This window comes from Burkholderia sp. AU31624, from assembly GCF_020420065.1.
In the GTDB taxonomy this organism is placed as follows: domain Bacteria; phylum Pseudomonadota; class Gammaproteobacteria; order Burkholderiales; family Burkholderiaceae; genus Burkholderia.
This window is the reverse complement of record NZ_JAIZRT010000007.1, coordinates 273,134-299,120: the sequence shown is the minus strand read 5'-3', so window position 1 is coordinate 299,120 and position 25,987 is coordinate 273,134. Positions and strand designations below refer to the sequence as shown.

Here is a 25,987-nt window from a genome sequence, read left to right as displayed (position 1 = left end):
ACGGCTTGTGCACAGCGACGACGAACCGGCTATCGACGTGTAAGCCAACACGTGCGTCGCTGCCGCACCCGTTGCTCTCCAAGTGAGGCTTGCCGACGCATCGCCATGCCAACAACGACTGGAACCTGAATGGTGAAAAACGCCGAACACGTGAATTTGAATAGCGCCATCGCCGGTGCGCCGGCAGCCAACGAGCCGCTCGAGTCCCCACCCGCATGCGTCTGATCTGTTTTCCCTATGCGGGCGGCTCGGCCGCCGTCTATCGCGCGCTGCAAGCGTCGTTACCCGGCATCGAAGTGTGCCGTCATGAACTTGCCGGCCGAGGCAGCCGCCTGTCCGAGCCTGCCGTCCGCGACATGGCGACGCTGGTCGACACGTTGCTGCGCGACCTGGACGACTGCTTCGATCGTCCCTTCGCGCTGCTCGGACACAGCATGGGCGCGGCCATTGCGGCCGAACTGGCGCTGCGGCTTCCCGCCCACGCACGACCGAACCTGCGGCATCTGTTCGTGAGCGCGCGTGCCGCACCGGGCCAGGAGCGCCACGATCGGCGCATGCAGGCGCTGGACGATCGCGCCTTCATCGATGCGCTGCGCGGGATGGGCGGCACACCGAGAGCGGTGCTGGACAACGGCGAACTGATGGCGCTGCTGATGCCGGCGCTGCGTGCGGATTTCACGCTGATCGAAAACCACCGGCCCGTGCCCGGGCCCCGGCTGGCAGTGGACATCACCGCGTTCGCGGGCCGGGCCGATAAAGAGGTGCCCGTCGATGCCGTTGAAGGTTGGGGCGCCGCGACGACCGGGCGCTTCGATTTTCACGTCTTCGACGGAGATCATTTCTTTCTGAGAAACGAAATGCGGACGATGGCCGGCATCATCGCGGCGCGCATGCGGCGTGCGGAGCACGCCGCGTCGAGCGCGCTGCGGGCATGACGGGCCGATCCTCGCGATCGGCGTGCCGGCCGGTGCCGTAATCGTCGAATGAAAACGCCCGCGCGCCTGATCCGCTCCCCTGCCGGCGCCGCGGGCCGGCCACGCATGCGGGGAGGCCGCGTCGCTTCCCTGCGCGCGATACCTGGAGTGCCATTGTGCAACGTAATCGAAAGCGAATCCTCGTAACGGGTGGTGCGGGTTTCCTCGGTTCGCATCTTTGCGAGCGTCTCGTCGAACTCGGTCACGACGTCTTGTGCGTCGACAACTATTTCACCGGCACGAAGCAGAACGTCGCGGCGCTGCTCGGCAACCCGAGCTTCGAGGCGCTGCGCCACGACGTGACCTTTCCGTTGTACGTGGAGGTGGACGAAATCTACAACCTCGCCTGCCCGGCTTCGCCGATCCACTATCAATTCGATCCCGTGCAGACCACCAAGACCAGCGTGATGGGCGCGATCAACATGCTGGGGCTCGCCAAGCGCACGCATGCGCGCGTTCTGCAAACCTCGACGAGCGAGGTGTACGGCGACCCCGACGTGCACCCGCAACCGGAAAGTTACCGCGGCAACGTCAACCCGCTCGGGCCGCGCGCCTGCTACGACGAAGGCAAACGTTGCGCGGAGACGCTGTTCTTCGACTATCACCGCCAGCAGAACGTGCGAATCAAGGTGGTACGCATCTTCAACACGTACGGGCCGCGCATGCATCCCAACGACGGCCGCGTGGTGTCCAACTTCATCGTGCAGGCGCTGCGCGGCGACGACATCACGCTGTATGGCGACGGCAGCCAGACCCGGGCCTTCTGCTATGTCGACGACATGGTCGACGGTTTGATCCGGATGATGGCCACGCCCGCGGACCTCACCGGCCCGATCAACCTCGGCAATCCGCACGAGATCGCGGTCAGCGAACTGGCGCAGATCATCCTGCGCCTGACCGGCTCGAAGTCGCGGCTCGTGTTCCGTCCGCTGCCGAAGGATGATCCGACCCAACGTTGCCCCGACATCAGCCTCGCACGCGCCCACCTCGACTGGGAGCCGACGATCGGGCTCGAAACGGGGCTGCGGCGGACCATCGATTATTTCTGCTCGACCCTCGCTGCCTGATGTCGCGCCTGGAAGCCCCGCTTAGACGATCGGAAGGCAATGGCATGACGGGGTGACGTCGCCTGGCCGATGTCCCATTTTTACGTGACAGACGGGATACGGAGACCATGCTCCAATCCGGTCGTACCGTTAACACCATTGGCCAGGATGAAGCGATTCTCGTGCGCCAGTGTCCATCAATCCGCCTCGCAAGCCGGATCTTCGCGCATGGAAAAACTCGAGTATCTTAAGCAGGTCGAATCGAACGCGCGAACCTACGCAAGCTCTTTCCCGCGGCTGTTTACCCATGCCAAGGGCATCCGCGTACGCGACGCCGACGGGCAGGAATACATCGACTGCCTGTCGAATGCGGGCACGCTCGCGCTCGGACACAATCACCCGGAAGTCAATGAAGCCGTGATGCGGTTTCTGTCGTCCGACCAGATGCAACAGGCACTCGACCTGGCGACGCCGGCCAAGCATGCGTTCGTCGAGCAGCTCTTCTCGCTCCTGCCCGGGAAGATCGCCGAATCCGGCAAGATCCAGTTTTGCAGCCCCAGTGGTGCGGATGGCGTCGAAGCGGCGATCAAGCTGACCCGGCACCATACGGGCCGCCCGACGATCATGGCGTTCCACGGCGCCTACCACGGCATGACGGCCGGCGCACTCGCCGCGTCGGGAAACCTCACGCCCAAGTCGGCCGGCGGCAACGGACGCGACGTTCATTTCCTGCCCTATCCCTATGCCTTTCGCTGCCCGTTCGGCACCGACGGCTCGGCGACCGATCAACTCAGCATCAACTACATCCGGACCGTCCTGTCCGATCCCGAGAGCGGGATCACCAAACCGGCGGCGATCATCGTCGAAGTCGTGCAAGGCGAAGGCGGCTGCATCCCCGCTCCCGACACCTGGTTGATCGAGTTGCGTGAGCTGACGCTGCGGCATGAAATCCCGTTGATCGTCGATGAAGTGCAGACCGGACTCGGCCGAACCGGCGCGCTGTTCGCGATCGAGCATTCCGGCATCCGGCCGGACGTCCTGGTGCTGTCGAAGGCATTCGGCGGCGGCTATCCGTTATCGGTGGTGGTCTATGACGAGCGCCTGGACACCTGGCCGCCCGGCGCGCATGCCGGCACCTTTCGAGGCAACCAGATTGCGATGGTGGCCGGCTTGTCGACCATGCGCATCGTCGAACGGGAGAATCTGTCGGCGCACGCGGACCGGGTCGGCAAACTGCTGGTTGCCGGCCTCGAGGGGCTTGCCGAACGCTTTCCGTGCCTGGGCCAGATTCGCGGCCGCGGCCTGATGATCGGCGCCGAAGTCGTCGTGCCCGGCACCCATGGCCGAGCCGGCCCGTCCCACACGGAACGGGCCAAGGCCATCAAGCGGAACTGCCTGCGAAACGGGCTCATCGTCGAAACCGGCGGCCGCAACGGCGCGGTACTCCGGTTCCTGCCGCCGCTGATCGTTTCGGAAGCGGATATCCACGAAATCCTCAATCGCTTCGAGCATGCCGTGGAAACGGCCTGCCGTGCATAGCCGCACCGCGGCGCGACCACGCAGGCCGACCCGTTCGGCTTCGCCGTGATCCACGTACAGGAAAGGACTATTGACGATGCTGGGCATGACGGAACGCAAGCTGCTTGCCGAGGGTAGCTCGCCGTGGCTGCTGGAACCCGTGTCGAACGGGCGTGATCTCGCGCAGGCGGTGAACGACAACCGGGCGGCACTCGAATCCCGGCTCCTGGAACATGGTGCACTGCTGTTTCGCGGCTTCGACGTTTCATCCGTGGGCGGCTTCGAAGCGTTTGCTCACGCGATTTCGGCCCGTCAGTCCGACTACGTCTATCGTTCCACGCCGCGCACCTCGATCGGCAACGGCATCTTCACCGCGACCGAGTATCCGCCGAGCGAGACGATCGCCCTTCATTGCGAAAACGCATATCAACGAAGCTGGCCGCTGAGAGTCGCATTCTGTTGCCTGACGCCGGCCGCGAGCGGCGGCGAAACGCCGATTGCCGACATGCGGGAGGTGAGCCGCCGGATCGGGCCGCGCCTCCTGGATCACTTCGAAGCGAAACAGGTCCGCTATGTCAGGCACTACCGGCGGCACGTCGACATTCCGTGGGAAACCGTGTTCCAGACCCGCGACCGCAGCCAGGTTGCCGCCTTCTGCGCGGACAACGGCATCGAGCACGAATGGCTCGACGACGACACGCTGCGCACCGCCCAGATCAACCAGGGCGTGGCCTACCATCCGGTCACCGGCGACCGGGTGTTCTTCAATCAGGCTCATCTGTTCCATCTGTCGAACCTGGACGCCTCGCTCGCCCGCTCGATCGTCAGCCTGTTCGGCGAGGATCGCGTTCCGCGCAATGCCAGCCATGGCGACGGGAGTCCGTTCGATCTCGCCGACCTCGAGCAGATCCGCCACGCGTTCCGCGAATGCGCGATCACGTTCCCATGGCAGCGCGGCGACGTCCTGCTGGTCGACAACATGCGCTTCGCGCATGGCCGCAACCCGTTCGAAGGCGAGCGCAAGGTCGTCGTGTCGCTGCTGGACCCGTACGCGCCCGACCTCGAAGGAAGCGCCGATCGTTAGCGAGCGCGAGCGGGCACCTCAATAGCAAGCCGTATTGATCCGGTGCGCGAAACGCCGTGTCCTTGGATTACGGGGCAGACGTCGGATTAGAGCGATGCTCTAATTTCAATACCGTCCGATGAAGCATCGCTTGGCAGGATCGCCACGACCGGTCCCGAGATATTCAACGTTTAGAAGACAACGAAGGTTGAGCATGCTTCCCGATACAAAATTCAGGACTGTTACAGAAATTCTGTTGTTTCGCGGCAAGGTCGAACCGGAGAAGACCGCATTCATTTTCCTCGAGAACGGCGAAGCGGAACTGACCCGGCTCACGTTCGGCGACCTCGACAAGCGGGCGCGCGGCATCGCCGCCAGGCTGCAGGACATCGCGCAACCGGGCGATCGCGTCCTGCTGGTCTATCCGCCCGGGTTGGAATTCATCTGCGCATGGGTCGGTTGCCTGTACGCCGGCCTGATCGGCGTACCCGCCTATCCGCCGCGCAGGCATCGCCCCGCCGATCGTCTCAAGGCGATCGTCGCCGATGCCGGGCCGGTCGTCGCGCTGACCGACGCCGCCACGCTCGACGGCATCGCGCATCACGCGGACGGTTATTCCGACACGCTGGAACTGAAGATCCTCGCGACGGACCAGCGCTTCGACGCGCCGGCCGAACACTGGCGCGCACCGGACATCGCGCCGCAGACGCTGGCGCTTCTGCAATACACGTCAGGCTCCACCGGTACGCCGAAAGGCGTGATGATCAGTCACGCGAACATCCTGAGCAACATGGCGGTCATCGCCGAGGCGAGCGATGCCGATGCGTCGACGGTGTTCGTCAGCTGGCTCCCGGTGTTTCACGACATGGGGTTCTTCGGGAAGGTGCTGCTGCCGATCTATCTCGGCGTGCTGTCGGTGCTGATGGCGCCCGCGGCGTTCGTGCAGAAGCCCCTCCGCTGGCTGCAGGCCATCACGAAGTATCGCGGCACGCATTGCGCCGCGCCGGATTTCGCGTATGACCTGTGCGCGCGCAAAGTCTCCGACGACGCGCGCGCGCAGCTCGATCTGAGCAGTTGGCGGGTAGCATTCAACGGCGCGGAGCCGGTGCGCGCGGAGTCGGTGGCGCGTTTTTCGCGTGCCTTCGCCGCATGCGGCTTCCACGCGCACACCATGCGCCCGGTCTACGGGATGGCCGAGGCCACCTTGTTCATCTCCGGTCAGCCCGCACGCTCGCTGCCGCGCGTGGCGGACTACGACGCCGACGGCCTCGCACAAGGCGTGGCGACGAGAAGCGACGCCGGCAAGCGCCACGCGCTGGTCTCTTGCGGTCGGACCTGGGCGGAGCACCGCCTGCGGATCGTGAATCCGGATACCGGTGAGCGCTGCGCGCCCGGCCGAATCGGCGAAATCTGGCTGACCGGCCCGAGCGTCGGCGTCGGCTACTGGAACCGTATCGAGGAAACGGAACGCACCTTTCGCGCGAAGCTGGATGGTGACGACGCGCGTTACCTGCGCACGGGCGATCTCGGTTTCGTCGATGGCGAGGATCTGTTCGTCACCGGCCGGTTGAAAGACCTCATCATCGTCGCCGGCCGCAATCACTACCCGCAGGATCTCGAACAAACCGCGGAGGGAAGCCACCCCGCGCTGGCGCCCAATGCATCGGCGGCTTTCTCGATCAACGTCGACAACGTGGAGCGAATCGTCGTCGCCTGCGAAGTGCGCCGGGAAGCGCTCAATACGCTGGACGCGGAAGCCGTCGCCGCGGAGATCCGGCGCATGCTCGCCGAAGCGCACGACGTCGATCTGTATGCGGCCGTCCTGCTGAAGCCCGCCACGATCCTGCGCACGTCCAGCGGAAAAATCCAGCGAAGCCGGATCAGGCAGGCATTCCTCGATGAACAGGGTCTCGCGATCGCGGGCGAGTGGCGGCGTGCGTTCTCCGCGCCGCCGGCCGCCCCGCAGACGGCCACGCCACGCGACACGCAAGCGCTGGTGCAATGGTGCGTCGAGCGTGTCTCGCGTCTGTCGGGAATCGATGCCGGCAAGATCGACCCCGACGCGCCGTTCAGCATCCACGGGCTCGATTCGAAGGACGCCATCCAGCTCTCGGGCGAGTTGCAGGACTGGCTCGGGCGGCCGGTTTCCCCGACCGTCGTCTACGATTTTCCGAGTATTTCACTGCTGGCGCGCCATTTGAGCGGCACCGGGAACGCCATGCCGAACCAGGCGCCCAGCCCGGCCGCGGCACGCGCGGATATCGCGATCGTCGGCATGGGATGCCGTTTCCCCGGCGCCGGCAATCCCGACGCATTCTGGCAGCTGCTGCTGGAGGGCCGGGACGCGGTCGGCGCGTCGACGCAGCGCGGCGCCGACCTTCCGCCCGCCGGACTGCTGGAACAGGTCGATCAGTTCGATGCGGCATTCTTCGGCATCAGCGCCCGCGAAGCCGAATCGATGGATCCGCAACAGCGTCTGCTGCTGGAGGTGGCCTGGGAGACGCTCGAGCATGCGGGGATCGCACCCGGCAGTCTCGCTGGCGGGCGCACCGCGGTCATCGTCGGCATCAGCAATTCGGACTACATCCGGCTGGCGCAGGACGAAGTCGCGGACGTCGGCCCTTATGTCGCGACGGGCAATGCGCTCAGCGTCGCCGCCAACCGCATTTCCTATGCGCTCGATTTGCGCGGCCCGAGCTGGGCGGTCGATACCGCGTGTTCGTCGTCGCTCGTCGCCGTGCATCAGGCGTGCCGCGCGCTGCAGCGCGGCGAGTCCGATGCGGCGCTGGCCGGCGGGGTCAACCTGATTCTGGCGCCGCAATTGAGCGCCTCTTTCACGCAAGCTGGCATGCTGTCGCCGGATGGTCGATGCAAGGCGTTCGATGCGACAGCGAACGGCTATGTGCGCGGCGAAGGCGTGGGCATGGTGCTGCTCAAGCGGCTCGATGATGCGCTCGCGAACGGCGACACCGTGTTCGCCGTGATCCGCGGCTCCGCGGTGAACCAGGATGGACGCAGCCATGGCCTGACCGCGCCCAACGGCCCGGCCCAGCAGGCCGTGATTCACAGTGCGCTGCGCGATGCCGGCGTACGCGCGCAGGACATCGGCTTCGTCGAGGCGCACGGGACGGGCACGCCGCTCGGCGACCCGATCGAATTGAACGCGCTGGCGGCCGTCCTGGGCGAATCCCGCCGGCCGGACGAGCACTGCTGGATCGGCTCGGTCAAGACCAACATCGGCCACCTGGAATCGGCGGCGGGCATCGCCAGCCTGATCAAGACCGCCCTTGCGCTACACCATCGCGCCATTCCGCCGAACCTCCATTTCCGGTCGATCAATCCGCAGATCGCGCTCGACGGCTCGCCCTTCCGCATGCCGCAGCAGGTCACGCCGTGGCATTCGGAACACGGGCCGCGCGTGGCCGGCGTCAGTTCGTTCGGCTTCGGCGGCACCAACGCGCACCTGATCCTGTCTGAAGCACCCCGGCCCGCAGCGATCGAAGCCGACCCGGCAACGCCCGAGGCGCGCGTCGTGACGCTCTCCGCGCGCACGCCGGAAGCGTTGCACGCGCTGGCCGCGTCCTATGCGGCCTACCTCGACGCCCATCCCGAGGCCCGTGTGCGGGATGTCGCATTCACGGCCAATACCGGGCGCACTCACTTCACGCGGCGCGCGGCCATCGTCGCATCGAGTCTCGATTCGTTGCGTTCGCAACTTGACGCCGTTTCGTCCGGCGAGCCTGCGGAAACACCGCCTGCGGTGACGTTCCACTTTTGCGCCGACGACGGCGGCAGCGCCGACGCGGTTCGACAATTGCGCTCGGCCTGCCCCGCTTTCGGTGCGCTGATGCAGCGGCAATCCGAGACGCCCGGGCTCGCTCCCGCCGAAGCCGGGTTCACGGCGTTCCAGCGCGCGCTCGCGCAACTGTGGATGTCGTTCGGCATCACGCCGGACGCCGTCAGCAGCACCGGCGACGGGCATCGCGCCGCAGCCTCGTGGGCGGACGTGCCGCAGACGCCGGACGGCGGTGCGGCGGGAAACCACGTCGTGATCGACATCGGCGCGCACACGGCCGCGTGGGACGCGATCCTGCACACGCTCGCCGCACTCTATGTACGCGGCGCATCCATCGACTGGGATGCCGTGGAGCAGGGCGCACCGCACCGCCGGCTCGCCTTGCCGACCTACCCGTTCGAGCGTCGCGGCTTCTGGATCACGCCACGTGCACCGCGGCATCCGTTGCTCGGGCGCCTCATGGAGCAGCACGCGCATGCGCCGGCCACGTGGATCTGGCAATCGCGTCTCGATGCGCCGGCCACCACCTTTCTCGACGGTCATCGCGTCAAAGGCTCGCCCGTCCTGCCTTATTCGGCCTTCGTGGAAATGGCGCTGTCGGCCACGTCGGAAATCGGCGCTGCCGGCCATACGACGTTGAAGGACCTCGCGCTGCATGCGCCGTTGCCGCTGCATCCGCATGCATCGCGCACCGTGCAGACCGTGCTGAGCCGCCGGTCCTGGGGACCGTTTTCGTTTGCCGTCTATCACCGGATCGACGACACCCGCGCCGCCGCGACGTGGCAGATGTGCGCGAGTGCCGAAATTCACGAATCGGATCGGAGCCACGCATGAAATTCGGCCTGATGTTCTTCGCCAGCAGTGAAGAGGCGCTGTCCGGCAACAAGTACCAGCTCGTGATGGAAAGCGCGCGCTTCGCCGATGCGAACGGGTTTTCCAGCGTCTGGGTGCCGGAGCGCCATTTCACCGAATTCGGCTCGCTGTACCCGAATCCCGCCGTCCTGCACGCCGCGCTCGCGGCGGCCACCCAACGCGTGAAGCTGGTCGCGGGCAGCGTGGTCGCCGCGCTGCACAACCCGATCCGGATCGCGGAAGAATGGTCGATGGTGGACAACCTGTCGAACGGCCGCGTGGGCGTGTCGTTCGCGTCCGGATGGAATCCTGACGACTTCGTGTTCGCCCCGGACAAATATGCGAGCCGGCAGGACGACATGCTGGCGACGATACGCACGGTCCAGCATCTGTGGCGCGGCGGCCTGCTGGATGCGACGAACGGCGTCGGCAAGCCGGTGCAGTTGCGCATCTATCCGACGCCGGTGCAGCCGGAGCTGCCCGTGTGGGTGACCGCCGCGAGCAATCCGCAGACGTTCGTGCGCGCCGGCGAAACCGGCGCCAACCTGCTGACCCACGTGCTCGACCAGGATCGCGACCAGCTCGCGCACAAGATCGCCCTCTACCGCGACGCGCGCGCGAAGCACGGCTTCGATCCGGCGGCCGGCACCGTGTCCGTGATGCTGCACACGTTCGTCGGCGACGATGCGGCGCAGGCGCGCGAACAGGCGCGTGTGCCGTTCTGCAACTACATCCGCAGCAATATCGGGCTGTTGAACGGGCTGGCGCAGAGTCGCGGCCAGTCGGTCGACGTGCGCGCGATGGGCGCACGCGAACTGGACGAGTTCGTCGAGTTTCTCTATGAACGCTTCGCGCAATCGCGCGGGCTCATCGGCACGCCGGAAACCTGCGTCGACCTGGTGCGGGATCTCGCGTCGATCGGCGTGGACGAAGTGGCCTGCCTGCTCGATTTCGGTCCGCCGGTCGAGCGGATCCTCGGCAATCTTCCGCAGTTGCGTCGACTGCGGGAGTTGTGCGCTCCGAGGCAAGCCGCCGCGCCGATGCGATTCGATGCCGCCGAGGTGCAGGCTCGCTGCCCGGAAACGACGTCGGGCGCGGACTTCAACGGCGAAATCCGGCAGCACGGCGTGCAGATCGACGGCGTGTTCGACGCGATCCGGCAGATCTGGCGCACGACCGGCGAGGCGCTGGGGAAAATCAGCCTGCCGGCCGACGCGCTGGCGTCGTCGCCCTATCAGATCCACCCCGCCTTTCTCGACGCGTGCAGCCGCGTGCTCGCCGCCGCCATCGATCCGGACGCGCTGGAGGCCGGCGACCTGTACCTGCCCAGTTCGATCGGGGCGGTACGGGTCCATCAGCCGCCGTCGTCGGCCGATGCATGGAGTCACGCCACGCTGCGCAAGCCGGTCGGGCACGGTGCGCTGGAGGGTGATATCCGCGTCCATGACCTCGCCGGGCGACTGCTGATCGAGATCGATGCGCTGCGGTTGCAGCAGGTGCGCGCGGGCCGCGCCGCCGAGCGGCACGACTTCGCCGCGCTGCTTTATCAACGCGTCTGGAGACCGTCGAACGTCGACGCGGCCACCAGCGGTTCGGCGCACGGCGAATGGCTGATTCTCGCGGACCGCGGCGGCGTGGGCGCACAGCTGTCGGCGCTGCTGGAAGCCAACGGCGATACGTGCACGCTGCGCTTCGCCGACGCGACGCCGGACCTGCCCGCGCCCGACCGCCCGCTGAAGGGCGTCATCCACCTGTGGAGTCTCGATCTCGCGCCCGCCGACATCGCGGCGAGGCGGCGTGCCAGCGCGAGCGTGCTGCACCTGGTCAGGGCGCTTGCGTCACGCGCGCCGTCGGCCCGGCAGGCGCGTCTGTGGCTGGTGACGTCGGGCGCGATGAATGTTCTGGACGGCGAATCGATCGCGGTGGCGCAGGCCCCGCTGTGGGGATTGGGCCGGGCGATCGCGGTCGAGCATGCGGCGCTGTGGGGCGGGCTCGTCGACCTCGATCCCGCGCAGCCGTCGGCGGCGCACATCGTGCAAGCGGTACAGGCGGGCAGCCGGGAAGACATGATCGCGTTTCGCCGCGACCAGCGCTACGTCGCGCGCATCGCCCGCGACAATCGCGAATTCGTCAGCCACCGGCCGATCCGGTTCCACGATGACGCGACGTATCTCGTGACCGGCGGGCTCGGCGGGCTCGGCCTGCGGCTCGCGTCCTGGCTCGCCGACCACGGCGCCGGGAAAATCGCGCTGCTGGGGCGCGGCGAGCCTTCCGCCGCGCACGAGAAAATCCTGCGCACGCTCGACGCGCGGTTCATTCGCGCCGACCTGTCGCGTCGCGAGGACGTCGAGCAGGCGCTCGGTGAAATCGCGCAGTCGATGCCGCCGCTCAAAGGGGTCTTTCACCTCGCCGGCGCGCTCGACGATGCGCTGCTGATACGCCAGGACGACGACCTCTTCCATCGCGCCGGCAGCGGCAAGGCCGACGGCGCCTGGTATCTGCACGAGCTGACGGCCGGCTTGCCGCTCGACCATTTCGTGCTGTTCTCGTCGATGGCCGCGCTGATCACCATGCCGGGCCAGGGCAACTACGCGGCGGCGAACAGCTTCCTCGACGCCCTCGCCCAGCATCGGCGCGCACAGGGGCAACCGGGGCTCAGCGTCAATTGGGGGCCGTGGGCGGAGATCGGCCACGCCGCCACCGACTACGGACGCCGCGCGCACGAACAACTCGGCGCGCTCGGCGTCGGCACGCTGCCGCCCGAGCTGGCCATCGCGACGCTGGAACGGCTGATGGCGTCCGGCGTCGCCCAGTCCGGGGTCGCGCAAATCGACTGGCCGACCCTGTTCCGGGTCGATGCGCCGGCCGCCGGGTCCGCGCTGTTTTCCGAGCTGGCGCAACCGGCCGCGCAGCCCGTGCAGCAGGACACGGCGTTGCTGCGCCAGCTGCATGCATGCGCGCCGCGCGAGCGGGTCGAGCTCGTCACCGGCACGCTCGCGGCGATGCTCGCCGAGACCTTGCGTCTGTCCGGCCCCGACGCCATCGCGCCCGAGCAATCGCTGCTCGATCTCGGCCTGGATTCGCTGGTCGCGCTCGAACTGACCGATCGCCTCACCAAGGTGTTCGGCCGGCCGTTTCGCGCGACGCTGTTCTTTTCCTATCCGAACCTGCGGGCGCTCGCCCAGTACGTGCTCAACGAACTGTCGCCGTCGCTCCCCGCGCCGGTCGTCGACGAAGCATCCGACGACCTCGACGAGGACGACCTTTCCGAACTGATCGCCCAGGAGATCGGCGCCCAATGAACGCCAAGGCCACGCATGCACTGAAAGCCGCGCTCGACGAATTGCGCCTGCGGCGCGCGGAAATCGCGGCGCTGCGTTCGGACCGCAACGAGCCGATCGCCGTCATCGGCATGGCTTGCCGCTTCCCCGGCCGCAGCGATACGCCGGACGCGTTCTGGCAACTGCTCGACGGCGCGCGCGATGCCGTCACCGAAGTGCCGGGCGAACGCTGGGACATCGATCGCTATTACGACCCCGATCCGTCCGCGCCCGGCAAGATGGCGACCCGCCACGGCGCCTTTCTCGAACGCGTGGATCAATTCGACGCGGCCTTCTTCGGGATCGCCCCGCGCGAAGCGACCTACCTCGATCCGCAACAACGGCTCCTGCTCGAAGTGGCGTGGGAGGCGCTCGAGAACGCCCATCTCGCGCCCGAGCGCTTCCGCCAGTCGGCCACGGGCGTGTACGTCGGCATCACCTGCTTCGACCACGCGATCCAGGTGTCCAATGCGGCGATGCCGTCGAGCAGCTACGCGGGCACGGGCAGCGCGCTGAACATGGCCGCGGGCCGGCTGTCGTTCGTGCTGGGCCTCACCGGCCCGAGCATGGCGATCGATACCGCCTGCTCGTCGTCGCTGGTGTGCCTGCACCTGGCCTGCGAAAGCCTGCGCTCACGCGAAACCGGCATGGCGCTCGCGGGCGGCGTCAACCTGATGCTGTCGCCCGAGGTCATGGTCAGTTTCTCGCAGGCGCGCATGCTGTCGCCGGACGGCCGCTGCAAGACCTTCGACGCGGCGGCGGACGGCTACGTGCGCGGCGAAGGATGCGGCATGGTGGTGCTCAAGCGCCTCGCCGACGCGCTCGCCGACGGCGACCGGGTGCTCGGCATCGTGCGCGGCACGGCGGTCGACCAGGGCGGCGCGGGCGGCGGGCTGACCGTGCCGAGCCGCGATTCGCAGGAACGGGTGATCCGCCGCGCACTGAACCAGGCCGGCCTCGCGCCCGGCGACGTCTCGTATGTCGAAGCCCACGGTACCGGGACGTCCCTCGGCGACCCGATCGAGGTCGAAGCGCTGGCCGGCGTCTACGGCGCCGGGCGCGCGGCGAACGAGCCGCTCGTGATCGGTTCGGTCAAGACCAATATCGGGCATCTGGAGTCGGCTTCCGGCATCGCCGGCCTGATCAAGGTCCTGCTGTCGTTCGAGCACGACCGGATTCCGGCGCATCTGCATTTCACCCGACCCAATCCGCATACGCCGTGGCAGGAGATCCCGATCCGCGTCGCCGCCGATCCGGTCGCGTGGCAGCGCGGGGAACGCAGGCGCATCGCCGGGGTGAGCGCGTTCGGATTCAGCGGCACCAATGCCCACGCGATCGTCGAGGAGCCGCCCGTCGCGCCGGCGCACGCCGCGCAGCGCGCGCTGCTGCTGCTGTCGGCCCGATCCGAAGCGGCGCTGGCGGCGCTCGCGCAACGCTACGAGCGCGCGATCGCCGGTGCGACGCCGCAGGAGCTGGCCGCCATCTGCCGCGCCGCCGCCACCGGACGGAGTCACTATCCGTTTCGCGCGGCCTATGTGTCGGGCGTGACGGTAGCGTCGGCAGCAGCGCCGCGCACGGGCAAGGCGTTGCGCGTGGGCTTCGGGTTCGGTGCGGCGGACACCGGCGCCGCACGCGCGCTCCACGCGTCGGAACCGCTGTTCCGCGATGCGTTCGAGCGTTGCGCACTGCCGCTGGAGGCAATCGATACCGACGCGGGCCGCTTCGCGATCCAGTTCGCGTGGGCGGAACTGTGGAAGGGCTGGGGCATCCGCCCGGCCGTCGTGTCGGGCCATGGCATCGGCGAATTTGTCGCGGCCTGCGTGGCGGGCGTCGTGAGCATCGCCGACGCGCTGCGCGTCGTGGCCGCCCGTTCGGATGCCGAAACGTTGCGCGCCGTGCTTCAGGACATCTCGCTTGCACGGCCGTCGGTCCGCCTGATTTCCGGCTGTCTCGGTGCCGAAGTGACCGACGAGGTGACACACCCGCAGTACTGGTTGCAACTGGCCGGCGCATCGGATCAAGCCGACGCGCCGCACCCGCCGGAAGGGCTCGCCGACGACTGGCTGCCGCCGCCCTGCGCGGGCGATGCACTGGAACACGCACTCGCGGCGCTGTACGTGCAGGGCGCGCAGTTCGACTGGCGCGCGCTGTTCCCGGCGCCCGCCCAGCCCGCCACGACGCTGCCGAACTACCCGTTCGAGCGGCAGCGCTTCAGCCTGGAGAAGATCCCGTCGCCCGTCGTCGGCATGGATGCGGGCAGCATCGACGCCGCGGTGCGGCACCTCAAGTCGTCCGGCAAGTACCCCGAGGACATGCTGAACGCGCTGCCGGACCTGCTCAGGACGGCATTCGCCTCCGCCGAAACCACCGCGTCGAACGAAAGCCCGCTCTATCACGTGGTGTGGGAGCCGCAGGACGCGTTGCCGGCGGCACCGGTCGCCGCCGACGCGTCCCCGTGGCTGATCTTCGCGGACGCGAGCGGTGCCGGCGAGCGACTTGCGGCGCTGCTGCGCGCGCACGGCGCAGCCTGCTCGCTGGTGCGCCCCGGCCCCGCCTTTGTCGCCGACGCGGAAGCGGGCTGGCAGGTCGCGCCCGAGCGGCCGGACGACTTCGTCCGCCTGCTGAACGAGACCGCCGCCCCCGGCCAGCGCATCGTCTTTCTGTGGGCGCTGGACGAAGCCGTCGGCGAGACGCGCATGTCCACGGCGCTGCTGCATCTCGTGCATGCAATGGTCGGCGGCGAGCGCGAGTGGGCGCCATCGACCCGGCCCAGGATCTCGGTGGTCACGCGCGACGCGGTGGAGGCCGGCGCAGCGCCGCAGGTATCCGGGCTCGCGCAGGCTGCGCTGTCGGGCCTGGCACGCGGGGCGATGATCGAGCATCCGGAATGGTTCGGCACCGCGATCGATCTCGACCCGGCCGCGCCGGAAGACGAGACGCAGGCGCTGCTCCAGGAACTACTCGGCGAGAGCCGCGAGGAACAGGTGGCATTGCGGCACGGCGCGCGCCATGCCGCGCGCCTGAGCCCGCTCGCGCCAGCCGAAACCGCCGCGCTGCCGGTCGACCCGGACGCGGCCTACCTGATCACCGGCGGGTTCGGCGCGCTCGGGCTGCACACCGCCCGGTGGCTGGCGGCGCGCGGCGCACGCACGCTGATCCTGGTCGGCCGGCAAGGGGCCGCGAGCGACGAGAGCCGGCGGGCGATCGCCGAGCTGAGTGAGCGCAACGTATCGTTGCGCTGCGAGCGCGTCGATATCGCCGACCCCGCGGCGGTCGCTGCTTTCTTCGCCGCGCTCCGGCGCGACGGCGTGCCGCTGCGGGGCATCGTGCACGCGGCCGGCGTCGTCGGCTACAAGCCGATCACGCAGGTCGGGCGCGACGAACTGGACGCGGTGCTGCAACCGAAGGTCGCCGGCGCGTGGCTGCTCCATCAGCATAGCGGGCACTTCCCGCTCGATTTCTTCATCCTGTTTTCGTCGATCGCGTCCGCGTGGGGTTCGCGCGAGCAGGCGCACTACAGCGCCGCGAACCGCTTCCTTGATGCGCTCGCGCATCATCGTCGCAGCCAGGGCCTGCCGGCGCTGAGCGTGAACTGGGGGCCGTGGGCGGATGGCGGCATGACGTTCCCCGAGGCGGAAGCGCTGCTGCGGCGGGTCGGCATCCGGTCGCTGGCGGCGGATCGCGCGCTCGACGTGCTGAATCGCCTCCCCGCCGTGCCCCAGGTCGCGGTCGTCGATATCGACCTGGCGCTGTTCCAGGGCTCCTACGAGGCGCGCGGACCCAGGCCGTTCCTCGACCGCGTGCGAGTGGCCCAAAGCGCGCCCGGCGCGCCGTCGATGCCGGCGTTGAGCGACGCGTCGCCGCGCGAGCGCAAGCGCCTGCTGGCGGACAGCATCGATCGCGCGGTGGCCCAGGTGCTCGGCTACGGCGCGGGGACGCTGGATCGTGATCTCGGCTTCTTCGAGATGGGCATGGATTCGCTGATGGCGCTCGACGTGCGCACGCAGCTCGAAAATGCGCTGGGCATCCCGTTGTCGGTCGCGCTGCTGTTCGATCATCCGACGGTCAACGCCCTCGCGGATTTCCTGGCGGAGCAGGCGTCCGGCACGGCGGCGGACGCGCATGCGGCGCCGGCGCCGGCACAGGCCGTGCCACCGCAGCAGCAGCCGCAACCGATCGCGCCGGCCATCGAGTCCCGCGACGCCGGCACGCCGGAGCCGATCGCGATCGTCGGCATGAGTTGCCGGTTTCCGGGCGCCGCGCACGATCTCGACGCCTACTGGAACTTGCTGAACGACGGGGTGGATGCGATCTCCGAAGTGCCGCGCGAGCGCTGGGATGTCGACGCGTACTACGATCCCGATCCTGAAAAGCCGGGGCGCATGTATTGCCGCTTCGGCGGTTTTCTCGACGACGTCGACCAGTTCGATCCGGCGTTCTTCCGCATCACGCCGCGCGAAGCGAACGCGATGGACCCGCAGCAGCGCCTGTTGCTCGAAGTCAGTCACGAAGCGCTGGAGCACGCCGGCATTCCGGTCGACAGTCTCAAGGGCACCCGCACCGGCGTGTTCGTCGGCATCACCACCAACGATTACGCGAACCTGCAGCTTCGCAACGGCGGCGGCGCCGGCATCGACGGCTATTTCTTCACCGGCAATCCGCTGAACACGGCGGCCGGCCGCATCTCCTACGGACTGGGCGTGCAAGGGCCGAGCATGGCGATCGACACCGCGTGCTCGTCGTCGCTCACCGCGATCCATACCGCCAGCCAGAACCTGCGCAGCGGCGAGTGCGATCTCGCCATCGCGGGCGGCGTCAACCTGATCCTGTCGCCGGACAACTCCATCGCCGTCTCGCGCACGCGGGCGCTGGCGCCGGACGGCCGCTGCAAGACCTTCGACGCGTCCGCGGACGGCTTCGTGCGCAGCGAAGGCTGCGGCGCGCTGGTGCTCAGGCGCCTGTCCGATGCGCTCGCCGCGGGCGATCGCGTGCTGGCCGTGCTGCGGGGTTCGGCCGTCAACCACGACGGCGCGTCGAGCGGCTTTACCGCGCCCAACGGACGGGCGCAGGAAGCCGTGATCCGCCAGGCGCTGGGCGGGCTGCCCGCCGCGTCCATCGATTACGTGGAAGCGCACGGCACCGGCACCCCGCTTGGCGATCCGGTCGAGTTGCAGGCGCTGGCGACGGTGTTCGGCGCGGGCCGCGACGCGGACCGGCGGCTGCGCGTCGGCTCGGTGAAAACCAACATCGGCCACACGGAGTCCGCCGCCGGCATCGCGGGCGTCATCAAGGTCGTGCTGTCGCTGAACCACGACCGCCTGCCCGCCCACCTGCATTTCCGCCAGCCGAGCCCGCTGGTGCAGTGGGACACGCTGCCCCTCGAGATCTGCGCCGAGGCGAGCGCGTGGCCGCGCGGCGAGCGGCCGCGGCGAGCCGGCGTCAGCGCGTTCGGCGCGAGCGGCACCAATGCTCACGTAGTACTCGAAGAAGCGCCAGCGTCGGCGCGGCCGGTGACACCGTCCAGGCACAAGATGCATCCGCTGGTGCTGTCGGCCAAGACCCCGGCGGCGTTGCGCGAGCTTGCCGGGCGCTATCAGCGGCGGCTCGAAGCCGAACCCGGTCTCGACATCGCGGCCGTGGCCTTTTCGGCGGCGACCGGCCGCTCGCATTTCGCGCATCGGCTGGCGTGGCCGGTGACGTCGCTCGACGACGCCCTCGACAAGCTGCGCGCCTTCCACGCGAAGGAACCCGCCGGTACGACGCAGCCCGCGCCCCGCGTGAAGATGGCCTTCCTGTTCACCGGCCAGGGCTCGCAATACGCCGGCATGGGCCGCCGCCTGTACGACGCGTATCCGGTGTTCCGCGACGCCATCGACCGTTGCCGCGCGGTGGCCGATCCGCTGCTCGACAAGCCGTTGCTCGACGTGCTGTCGGCCGCGGGCGAGGACATCCACCAGACCGGCTACAGCCAGCCGGCCCTGTTCTCGCTGCAGTACGCGCTCACCACGTTGCTGGCGTCGTTCGGCGTGGTGCCCGACGCCGTGATGGGCCACAGCGTCGGCGAGTACGCGGCGGCGTGCGCGGCCGGCGTCTTCTCGCCGGAAGACGGCCTGCGGCTGATCGCCGAACGCGGCCGGCTGATGCAGGCGTTGCCCCGCGACGGCGAGATGGCGGCGATTTTCACCGACCTCGCCACCGTCGAGCGCGCGATCGAAGCGTGCCCGCACGAGGTCGCGGTGGCGGCCGTCAACGGTCCGGCGAGCATCGTGATCTCCGGCAAGCGCGAACGCATCGCGATGCTGGTCGACGGGTTCGCCGCGCAAGACATCCGGTCCGTGCCGCTCAATACGTCGCACGCGTTTCACTCGCCGCTGCTCGAGCCGATGCTGGACCGCTTCCAGGCCGCGGCGAAAGCCGTGCCCGTCGCCCGTCCGGCGATCCCGTTCTATTCGAATCTCACGGGCGCCGTGATGGACGACGCGCCCACCGACCTGTACTGGCGCCGGCACTGCCGGGAGCCGGTGCAGTTCGCGCGCAGCGTCGAGCGCCTCGCCGAAGCCGGTTTCAACGTGCTGGTCGAAATCGGCCCCAAGCCGGTGCTCGTCAACCTGGCCCGCGCGTGCTGTGCGCCGGATGCCGGGATCCAGTTCCTTGCCCTGCAGCGGCCGCAAGTCGAGCAGCAAGCGCTGATCGAAACGCTGTCGAGCCTGTATGCCCGCGGCGTCGATGTCGACTGGGCCCCGACCGAAACACCCGCGCCCGCGCGTATCGCATTGCCGTCCTATCCCTTCCAACGCAGCCGTACCTGGTTCCAGAAAGCGGACACGTCCATGACTCAGACAAGCGCATCACCCCTCGCCACCGCACCGACGCACAATCGCAGCGGCGAGGTGCTCGAATGGCTTCGCGGCAAGATCGGCGAATTGATCCAGGCCGATCCCGCCACCATCAACATCGAACTGCCCTTCCTGGAGATGGGCGCCGACTCGATCGTGCTGATCGAGGCTATCCGGCACATCGAGGCGGAGTACGGCGTGAAGCTGGCCATGCGCCGCTTCTTCGAAGACCTGGCGACGGTGCAGGCGCTCGCCGAGTACGTCGCGGACCACCTGCCGGCGGCCGCTACGTCGACCGCGGCCGAGTCCGTGGCCGCTTCCGAGGCTGTGGCGGAACCGTCCGCGGCGGCGGTCGCGGCCGCGCCGTCCGCGCAGGCGCTTGCGCCGCTCGCCGCCGCCCCGGTGGAATGGGTGGCGGCCGAAGGCGGCTCGACGGTCGAGCGCGTGTTGCGGGAGCAGAATCAGCTGCTGTCCCATGTGATGAGCCAGCAGATGGAACTGCTGCGCACGTCGCTGACCGGGCAGGCCGGCGTCCGGCCGGCGACGGTCGCCACGCAAGCCGTCGCGAGCACGGCGAGCGTCGCTCCCAAGGCGGCGATCGCGGCCCCGGCCGCCGCGGCTGCAGCGAAGCCCGCGCCGGCAACTGCCGCGGCGCCCGCCGCCGACAATGCGCCGCCCAAGCCGATGATGCCGTGGGGCAGCCCAGTCCAGCAGCGGGCGCGCGGCTTGTCCGCCGCGCAGCAAGAGCATCTCGAAGCGCTGATCGTGCGCTACACGACGCGCACCCGGAAATCGAAGGACTCGGTGCAGGCGTCGCGCCCGGTGCTGGCCGACAGCCGCGCCACGGTCGGCTTCCGCTTTTCGACCAAGGAGATGCTGTATCCGATCGTCGGCGATCGCGCGGCCGGTTCGCGGCTGTGGGACATCGACGGCAACGAGTACATCGATTTCACGATGGGCTTCGGCGTGCATCTGTTCGGCCACACGCCGGATTTCATCCAGCACCAGGTCACCCGCGAATGGCAGCGCCCGCTCGAACTGGGCGCGCGCTCCAGCCTCGTCGGCGAAGTGGCCGCGCGCTTTGCCCGCGTGACCGGCCTCGATCGCGTGGCGTTCTCGAACACCGGCACCGAAGCCGTCATGACCGCGATGCGGCTCGCGCGCGCCGTGACCGGGCGCGACAAGATCGTGATGTTCACGCATTCGTATCACGGCCATGCCGACGGCACGCTCGCCGCGGCGAACGCGGACGGCGTGACGGAAACCATCGCCCCCGGCGTGCCGTTCGGCTCGGTCGAGAACATGATCCTGCTCGACTACGGTAGCGACGCCGCGCTCGACGCCATTCGCGGGATGGCGTCGACGCTCGCCGCCGTGATGGTGGAGCCGGTGCAGAGCCGCAACCCGTCGCTGCAGCCCGTCGCATTCCTGAAGGAACTGCGTCGTATCACCGAGGAGGCCGGCGTCGCGCTGATCTTCGACGAAATGATCACCGGCTTCCGCGTCCATCCGGGCGGCTCGCAAGCGATGTTCGGGATCAGGGCCGATCTCGCGACGTACGGCAAGATCATCGGCGGCGGCCTGCCGCTGGGCGTGATCGCCGGCACCAGCCGCTTCATGGATGCGATCGACGGCGGCATGTGGACCTACGGCGACCACTCGTTCCCCGCCGTGGACCGCACCGCGTTCGGCGGCACCTTCTGCCAGTACCCGCTCGCGATGTCGGCCGCGCTGGCCGTGCTGGAGAAGATCGAACAGGAAGGCCCGGCGCTGCAGGCCGCGCTCAACGAACGCACCGCGCGGATCGCCGACACGTTGAATGCGTTCTTCGTAGAGGCCGAGGCGCCGATCAAGGTCACGTGGTTCGGCTCGATGTTCCGCTTCGAATTCACCGAGAACCTCGACCTGTTCTTCTATCACATGCTCGAAAAGGGCATCTACATCTGGGAATGGCGCACCTGTTTCCTGTCCACCGCGCATACGGACGAGGATATCGACCGCTTCATCCGGGCGGTGAAGGACAGCGTCGCCGACCTGCGCCGGGGCGGCTTCATCCGGCCGCACTCGAAACACGGCACGGTGGCCGCGCTGAGCGAAGCGCAACGCCAGCTGTGGGTGCTGTCGGAAATCGATCCCGAAGGGTCGCTCGCGTACAACGTCAACACCACGCTCGAACTGAACGGCCGGCTCGACGAAGCCGCGATGCGCGCGGCCGTCCAGAGCCTGGTCGATCGGCACGAGGCGCTGCGCACCACGGTGATGGCGGACGGGTCGGGCCAGATCGTGCATCCGTCGCTGACACTCGAGATCCCGCTGATCGACACGGAGCAGGACGCATGGCGGGAGCAGGAAAGCCGCCAGCCGTTCGATCTGGTGAACGGCCCGCTCTTTCGGGCCGCGCTCGTGCGCCTGGGCAGCGAGCGTCACCTGCTGGTGATGACGGCCCATCACATCATCTGTGACGGCTCGACGTTCGGGGTCCTGCTCGAGGACCTGGCCCGCGCGTATGCCGGTGCGGCGCCGGCCGACGCGCCGCTGCAGTTTCGCGCGTACCTGAAGCAGCTCGACGGCCAGCGCCACAGCCCCGAAATGAAGGCGAATCGCGCGTACTGGCTGGCGCAATGCGCGCACCAGGCCGCCCCGCTGAATCTCCCGGTGGACTACCCGCGGCCCGCGGTGAAGACGTTTCACGGCGGGCGCGTGTCGCTGCATCTGGACGCGGCGGCGGCCGCGACGCTGCGCACCGCGGCCCGTCAGAACGGCTGCACGCTCTACATGGTGCTGCTCGCGGGCTTCAATCTGTTCCTGCACCGCGTCGCCGGCCAGCAAGCGATCGTCACCGGCATCCCGGTGACCGGCCGCTCCGTGGCCGGCAGCGACCGCCTCGCCGGCTACTGCACGCATCTGCTGCCGCTGCGCTCGACGCTGCCGGAGCAGGCCACCGTGGGCAGCTTCCTGGCCGGCACCCGGCAGAACCTGCTCGATGCGCTCGAACACCAGGATTATCCGTTCGCCGAACTGGTCCGCGAAATCGGCGCACAGCGCGATCTCAACGCCGCGCCGCTGGTATCGGCGGTCTTCAACCTCGAACCCGTGTCGGCGCTGCCCGAACTGCCGGGCCTGACGGTCGGCCTCGTGGCGCCGCTGATCCGCCATACCGCGTTCGACCTGAACGTCAACGTGCTCGACGCGGGGCAGGCCCTCCTGATCGATTGCGACTACAACACCGATCTGTTCGACGCGAGCACGGTGCAGCGTTTCCTCGACATCTACCGGACCCTGCTGACGCATCTCGCGGACGATGCGTCGGCCGCCGTTGCCAAGCTGCCGTTGACGAGCGACGCGGAGCGGAACCGGGTGACCGTCGAGTGGAACCGCACCGACACGGATTTCGGTGAAGCCGCCGCGCAACCGCTGCATCGGTTGTTCGAACAGCAGGTCGAGCGCACGCCCGATGCCGTCGCGGCCGTCTTCGATGACGTTTCGCTCACCTACGCCGAACTCAACCTGCGCGCCAACCGCCTCGCCCATCACCTCATCGCGCTCGGCGTCGGCCCCGATGCCCTCGTCGGCGTCGCCATGGAGCGCTCGCTCGACATGAGCGTCGCATTGCTCGCGATCCTCAAGGCCGGCGGCGCCTACGTCCCCGTCGATCCCGACTACCCCGCCGAGCGCGTGCGCTTCATGATCGACCACGCGCAGTTGCGCTGGCTCCTCACCCAGCAGTATCTGCGCGACGCGCTGCCCGAGACCGACGCACACGTGATCGTCGTCGATAGCGACTCGCTCGACCTCGATGCCACTGCTGCGTCCAACCCCGCGCCCGCGCTCGACGGCGACAACCTCGCCTACATGATCTACACGTCCGGCTCGACCGGCCGGCCCAAGGGCGCGCTCAACACCCATCGCGCGATCACCAACCGCATCCTGTGGATGCAGCACGCCTACGCGCTCGACGCTGACGATACGGTGCTGCAGAAGACCCCGTTCAGCTTCGACGTCTCGGTCTGGGAACTCTTCTGGCCGCTCGTCACCGGCGCGCGCCTCGTGTTCGCCCGCCCCGGCGGCCAGCGCGAGACCGATTACCTGGTCGAGCTCATCGAGCGCGAACGCATCACCACGATCCATTTCGTGCCGTCGATGCTGCGTGCGTTCCTCGACCATCCCGACCTCGACGCGCACTGCGCATCGCTGCGCCGCGTCGTGTGCAGCGGCGAGGCGTTGCCCCATGACCTGCAGCAACGTTGCCTCGAGCGCCTCGACGTCAGGCTGTACAACCTCTACGGCCCGACCGAGGCCGCTGTCGACGTGACCGCGTGGGAATGCCGCCGCGACGATCCGCACCGCATCGTCCCGATCGGCCGGCCGATCGCCAACACCCGCCTCTACATCGTCGACACGCAGATGCAGCCCACGCCGATCGGCGTGCCCGGAGAATTGCTGATCGGCGGCACGCCGGTCGGGCGCGGCTATCACGGCGAACCCGAGCTGAGCGCCGAAAAGTTCATCGCCGACCCGTTCTCCGCCGACCCGCTCGCGCGCCTCTACCGAACCGGCGATCTCGCGCGCTACCGGCCCGACGGCAACATCGAGTTCCTCGGCCGCATCGATCACCAGATCAAGCTGCGCGGCCTGCGCATCGAACCCGGTGAAATCGAGGCGGCGCTGACTTCGCACCCGCTGGTCGATGCCGCCGTCGTGGCGCTGCGCGGCGTGGACGACGGCGCGAGACTGGTCGCATGGCTGTGCTCGTCGCACCCCGAAGCCGAACTGGTCGACGCGGTGCGTGGCCACCTGCGGCAGCGGCTGCCCGATTACATGGTGCCCGCCGCGTTCGTCGTCGTGAGCGCGTTCGAGCAGTTGCCCAACGGCAAGCTCGATCGCGCCAGGCTGCCCGAACCCGGCGACGGCCTGGACCACGTCGCGCCCGTCAACGCGCTCGAAGCGCAGTTGACGGCGATCTGGCAGGAAGTGCTCGGCAAGGTTCGGATCAGCACGACCGCCAATTTCTTCGAGCTGGGCGGCAATTCGCTGCTGGCGACGAAGGTCGTCGCGCGCATCCGTCGCGACCTGCATGCGAAGCTGGAAATCCGCAGCCTGTTCGCACTCCCCACCATCTCGAGCCTCGCGAAGCGCATCGCCGATACACAGCCGATCGATTACGCGCCGGTGACGCCGCTGCCGGCGCAGGCAAGCTACGCACTCTCCCCGGCCCAGACGCGGCTGTGGGTGCAGGATCGCCTCCATGCGGCGCAAGCCGGCGGCCCGCTGCCCACGTCGCTGCTGTTCGAGGGCGTGCTGGACGTGGACGCGCTCGTGCGGGCGTTCCGCGCGTTGAGCGAGCGTCACGAGATCCTGCGCACGCGTTTCGTGCTGGAAGACAACCAGCCGGTCCAGCAAGTCCTGCCGCCCGGCGAAGCCGCGTTCCCGGTCGAGGTCGTGGATCTGCAGGAGGCCGAGGACCGCGATGCCCAGGCCGCGTCGATCCAGGCGAGCGAACGGCTCGCGCCGATGGATCTCGCCGCCGGCCCGCTGTTCCGCGTCAAGCTGCTCAGGCTCTCCGAAGTCCGTCACGTCTGCATCTGCACGATGCATCACATCGTGAGCGACGGCTGGTCCACGGAGGTCCTGCTTGACGACCTGTCGGCGCTCTACGACGCATTCGTCCAGCGTCGCGGCGATCCGCTGCCCGCCCTCCCGATCCAGTACAAGGATTACGCCGGCTGGCTGAACCGCCTGCTCGCCGGGCCGGACGGCGCGCGCATGAAGGACTACTGGCTGACCAAGCTGGGCGGCGGCCTGCGCGCGCTGGACCTGCCGGGCGACGTCGCGCAGCCGGCCGCGCCGAGCTGGAAATCCTGGCGATTCGAGCTGCCCGCCGCCGAGACGACGGCGCTGGAGTCGCTCGGCAAGCGCCACGGCGCGACCTTGTTCATCGCGCTGCTGTCCGCGATCAAGGCGCTGTTCTACCGCCGTTCCGGCCAGGAGGACATCGTCGTCGGCACGCCGGTCGCGGGCCGCGAGCTGCCCGAACTCGAGTCGCAGGTCGGCCCCTACCTGAACGTGCTGGCGCTGCGCGATCGCGTCGCGGGCGACGACCGGTTCGACACGCTGCTCACCCGCGTGCGGGACACCACCCTCGAAGCGTTCTCGCACCCGCTGTATCCGCTGGACCGCCTGCTCGACGCGCTGCACGTCAAACGCGTGGCGGGACGCAATCCGCTCTTCGACATCGGCCTGACGCTGCAGAACCAGCGGCACGGCCCCGTCGATCGCTATGCGGGACAAGTGCATATCGCCGAGCTGCCGGATCACGACCCGCAGGGCGCGGACACCGAAGCCGCGACGGACTTCTGGTTCCTGGCCGAGCCGCGCGCCGAGGGCCTCGCGATCCGCGTCGTCTATCACGCGGGGCGGTTCAGCGAAGCGCTGGTGCAAGGCCTCGCCAACGAGCTGACGTCCGTCATCGGCGAAGTACTGGCCAATCCGGGCGTTCGCATCCGGAACCTGACCCTGGGGCAACGCGCGCTGCACGCCGACGCCCGCCAGCCCACCGTCGAACTCAGCGCATTCTAAGGAGCC

At 68.6% G+C, this 25,987-nt stretch carries 7 protein-coding genes; all 7 read left to right on the top strand.

Annotation, left to right across the window (positions count from 1 at the left end; translation table 11 throughout):
- The first annotated feature begins 215 nt into the window (after positions 1-215).
- The 7 genes from LGM89_RS25660 (at position 216) to LGM89_RS25630 (ending at position 25,981) form a co-directional block, all read left to right on the top strand.
- Positions 216-935 carry a thioesterase II family protein gene (locus tag LGM89_RS25660; protein WP_226274348.1) on the top strand — a complete coding sequence of 240 codons (720 nt, stop codon included), beginning with the start codon at positions 216-218 and terminating at the stop codon, positions 933-935.
- A 155-nt stretch (positions 936-1,090) separates the two neighbouring features.
- On the top strand, positions 1,091-2,041 hold the full coding sequence (locus LGM89_RS25655; protein WP_089498882.1) for a UDP-glucuronic acid decarboxylase family protein: 951 nt from the start codon (positions 1,091-1,093) through the stop codon (positions 2,039-2,041).
- A gap of 207 nt (positions 2,042-2,248) precedes the next feature.
- Entirely contained in the window at positions 2,249-3,559 is a 1,311-nt protein-coding gene (locus LGM89_RS25650) for a diaminobutyrate--2-oxoglutarate transaminase family protein (RefSeq protein WP_226274347.1), read from the top strand.
- 76 nt (positions 3,560-3,635) lie between these two features.
- Complete coding sequence (locus LGM89_RS25645; RefSeq protein ID WP_226274346.1) at positions 3,636-4,622, top strand: TauD/TfdA family dioxygenase; 987 nt, start codon at positions 3,636-3,638, stop codon at positions 4,620-4,622.
- 193 nt (positions 4,623-4,815) lie between these two features.
- Entirely contained in the window at positions 4,816-9,231 is a 4,416-nt protein-coding gene (locus LGM89_RS25640) for a beta-ketoacyl synthase N-terminal-like domain-containing protein (RefSeq protein WP_319001517.1), read from the top strand.
- Positions 9,228-12,551 carry a bifunctional LLM class flavin-dependent oxidoreductase/SDR family oxidoreductase gene (locus tag LGM89_RS25635; RefSeq protein ID WP_226274344.1) on the top strand — a complete coding sequence of 1,108 codons (3,324 nt, stop codon included), beginning with the start codon at positions 9,228-9,230 and terminating at the stop codon, positions 12,549-12,551. Before LGM89_RS25640 ends, LGM89_RS25635 begins: the two co-directional genes overlap by 4 nt.
- Positions 12,548-25,981, top strand: coding sequence for a non-ribosomal peptide synthetase/type I polyketide synthase (locus tag LGM89_RS25630; RefSeq protein WP_226274343.1), 13,434 nt, complete (start codon positions 12,548-12,550; stop codon positions 25,979-25,981). The genes LGM89_RS25635 and LGM89_RS25630 overlap by 4 nt, the downstream gene beginning before the upstream one ends.
- The last annotated feature ends 6 nt before the right edge of the window (positions 25,982-25,987 follow it).

Bases quoted from the DNA above. Each gene is read 5' to 3' on its own strand.
- LGM89_RS25645 (WP_226274346.1), top strand. From the start codon at position 3,636: ATGCTGGGCATGACGGAACGCAAGCTGCTTGCCGAGGGTAGCTCGCCG.
- LGM89_RS25660 (WP_226274348.1), top strand. From the start codon at position 216: ATGCGTCTGATCTGTTTTCCCTATGCGGGCGGCTCGGCCGCCGTCTAT.
- LGM89_RS25635 (WP_226274344.1), top strand. From the start codon at position 9,228: ATGAAATTCGGCCTGATGTTCTTCGCCAGCAGTGAAGAGGCGCTGTCC.
- LGM89_RS25640 (WP_319001517.1), top strand. From the start codon at position 4,816: ATGCTTCCCGATACAAAATTCAGGACTGTTACAGAAATTCTGTTGTTT.
- LGM89_RS25630 (WP_226274343.1), top strand. From the start codon at position 12,548: ATGAACGCCAAGGCCACGCATGCACTGAAAGCCGCGCTCGACGAATTG.
- LGM89_RS25650 (WP_226274347.1), top strand. From the start codon at position 2,249: ATGGAAAAACTCGAGTATCTTAAGCAGGTCGAATCGAACGCGCGAACC.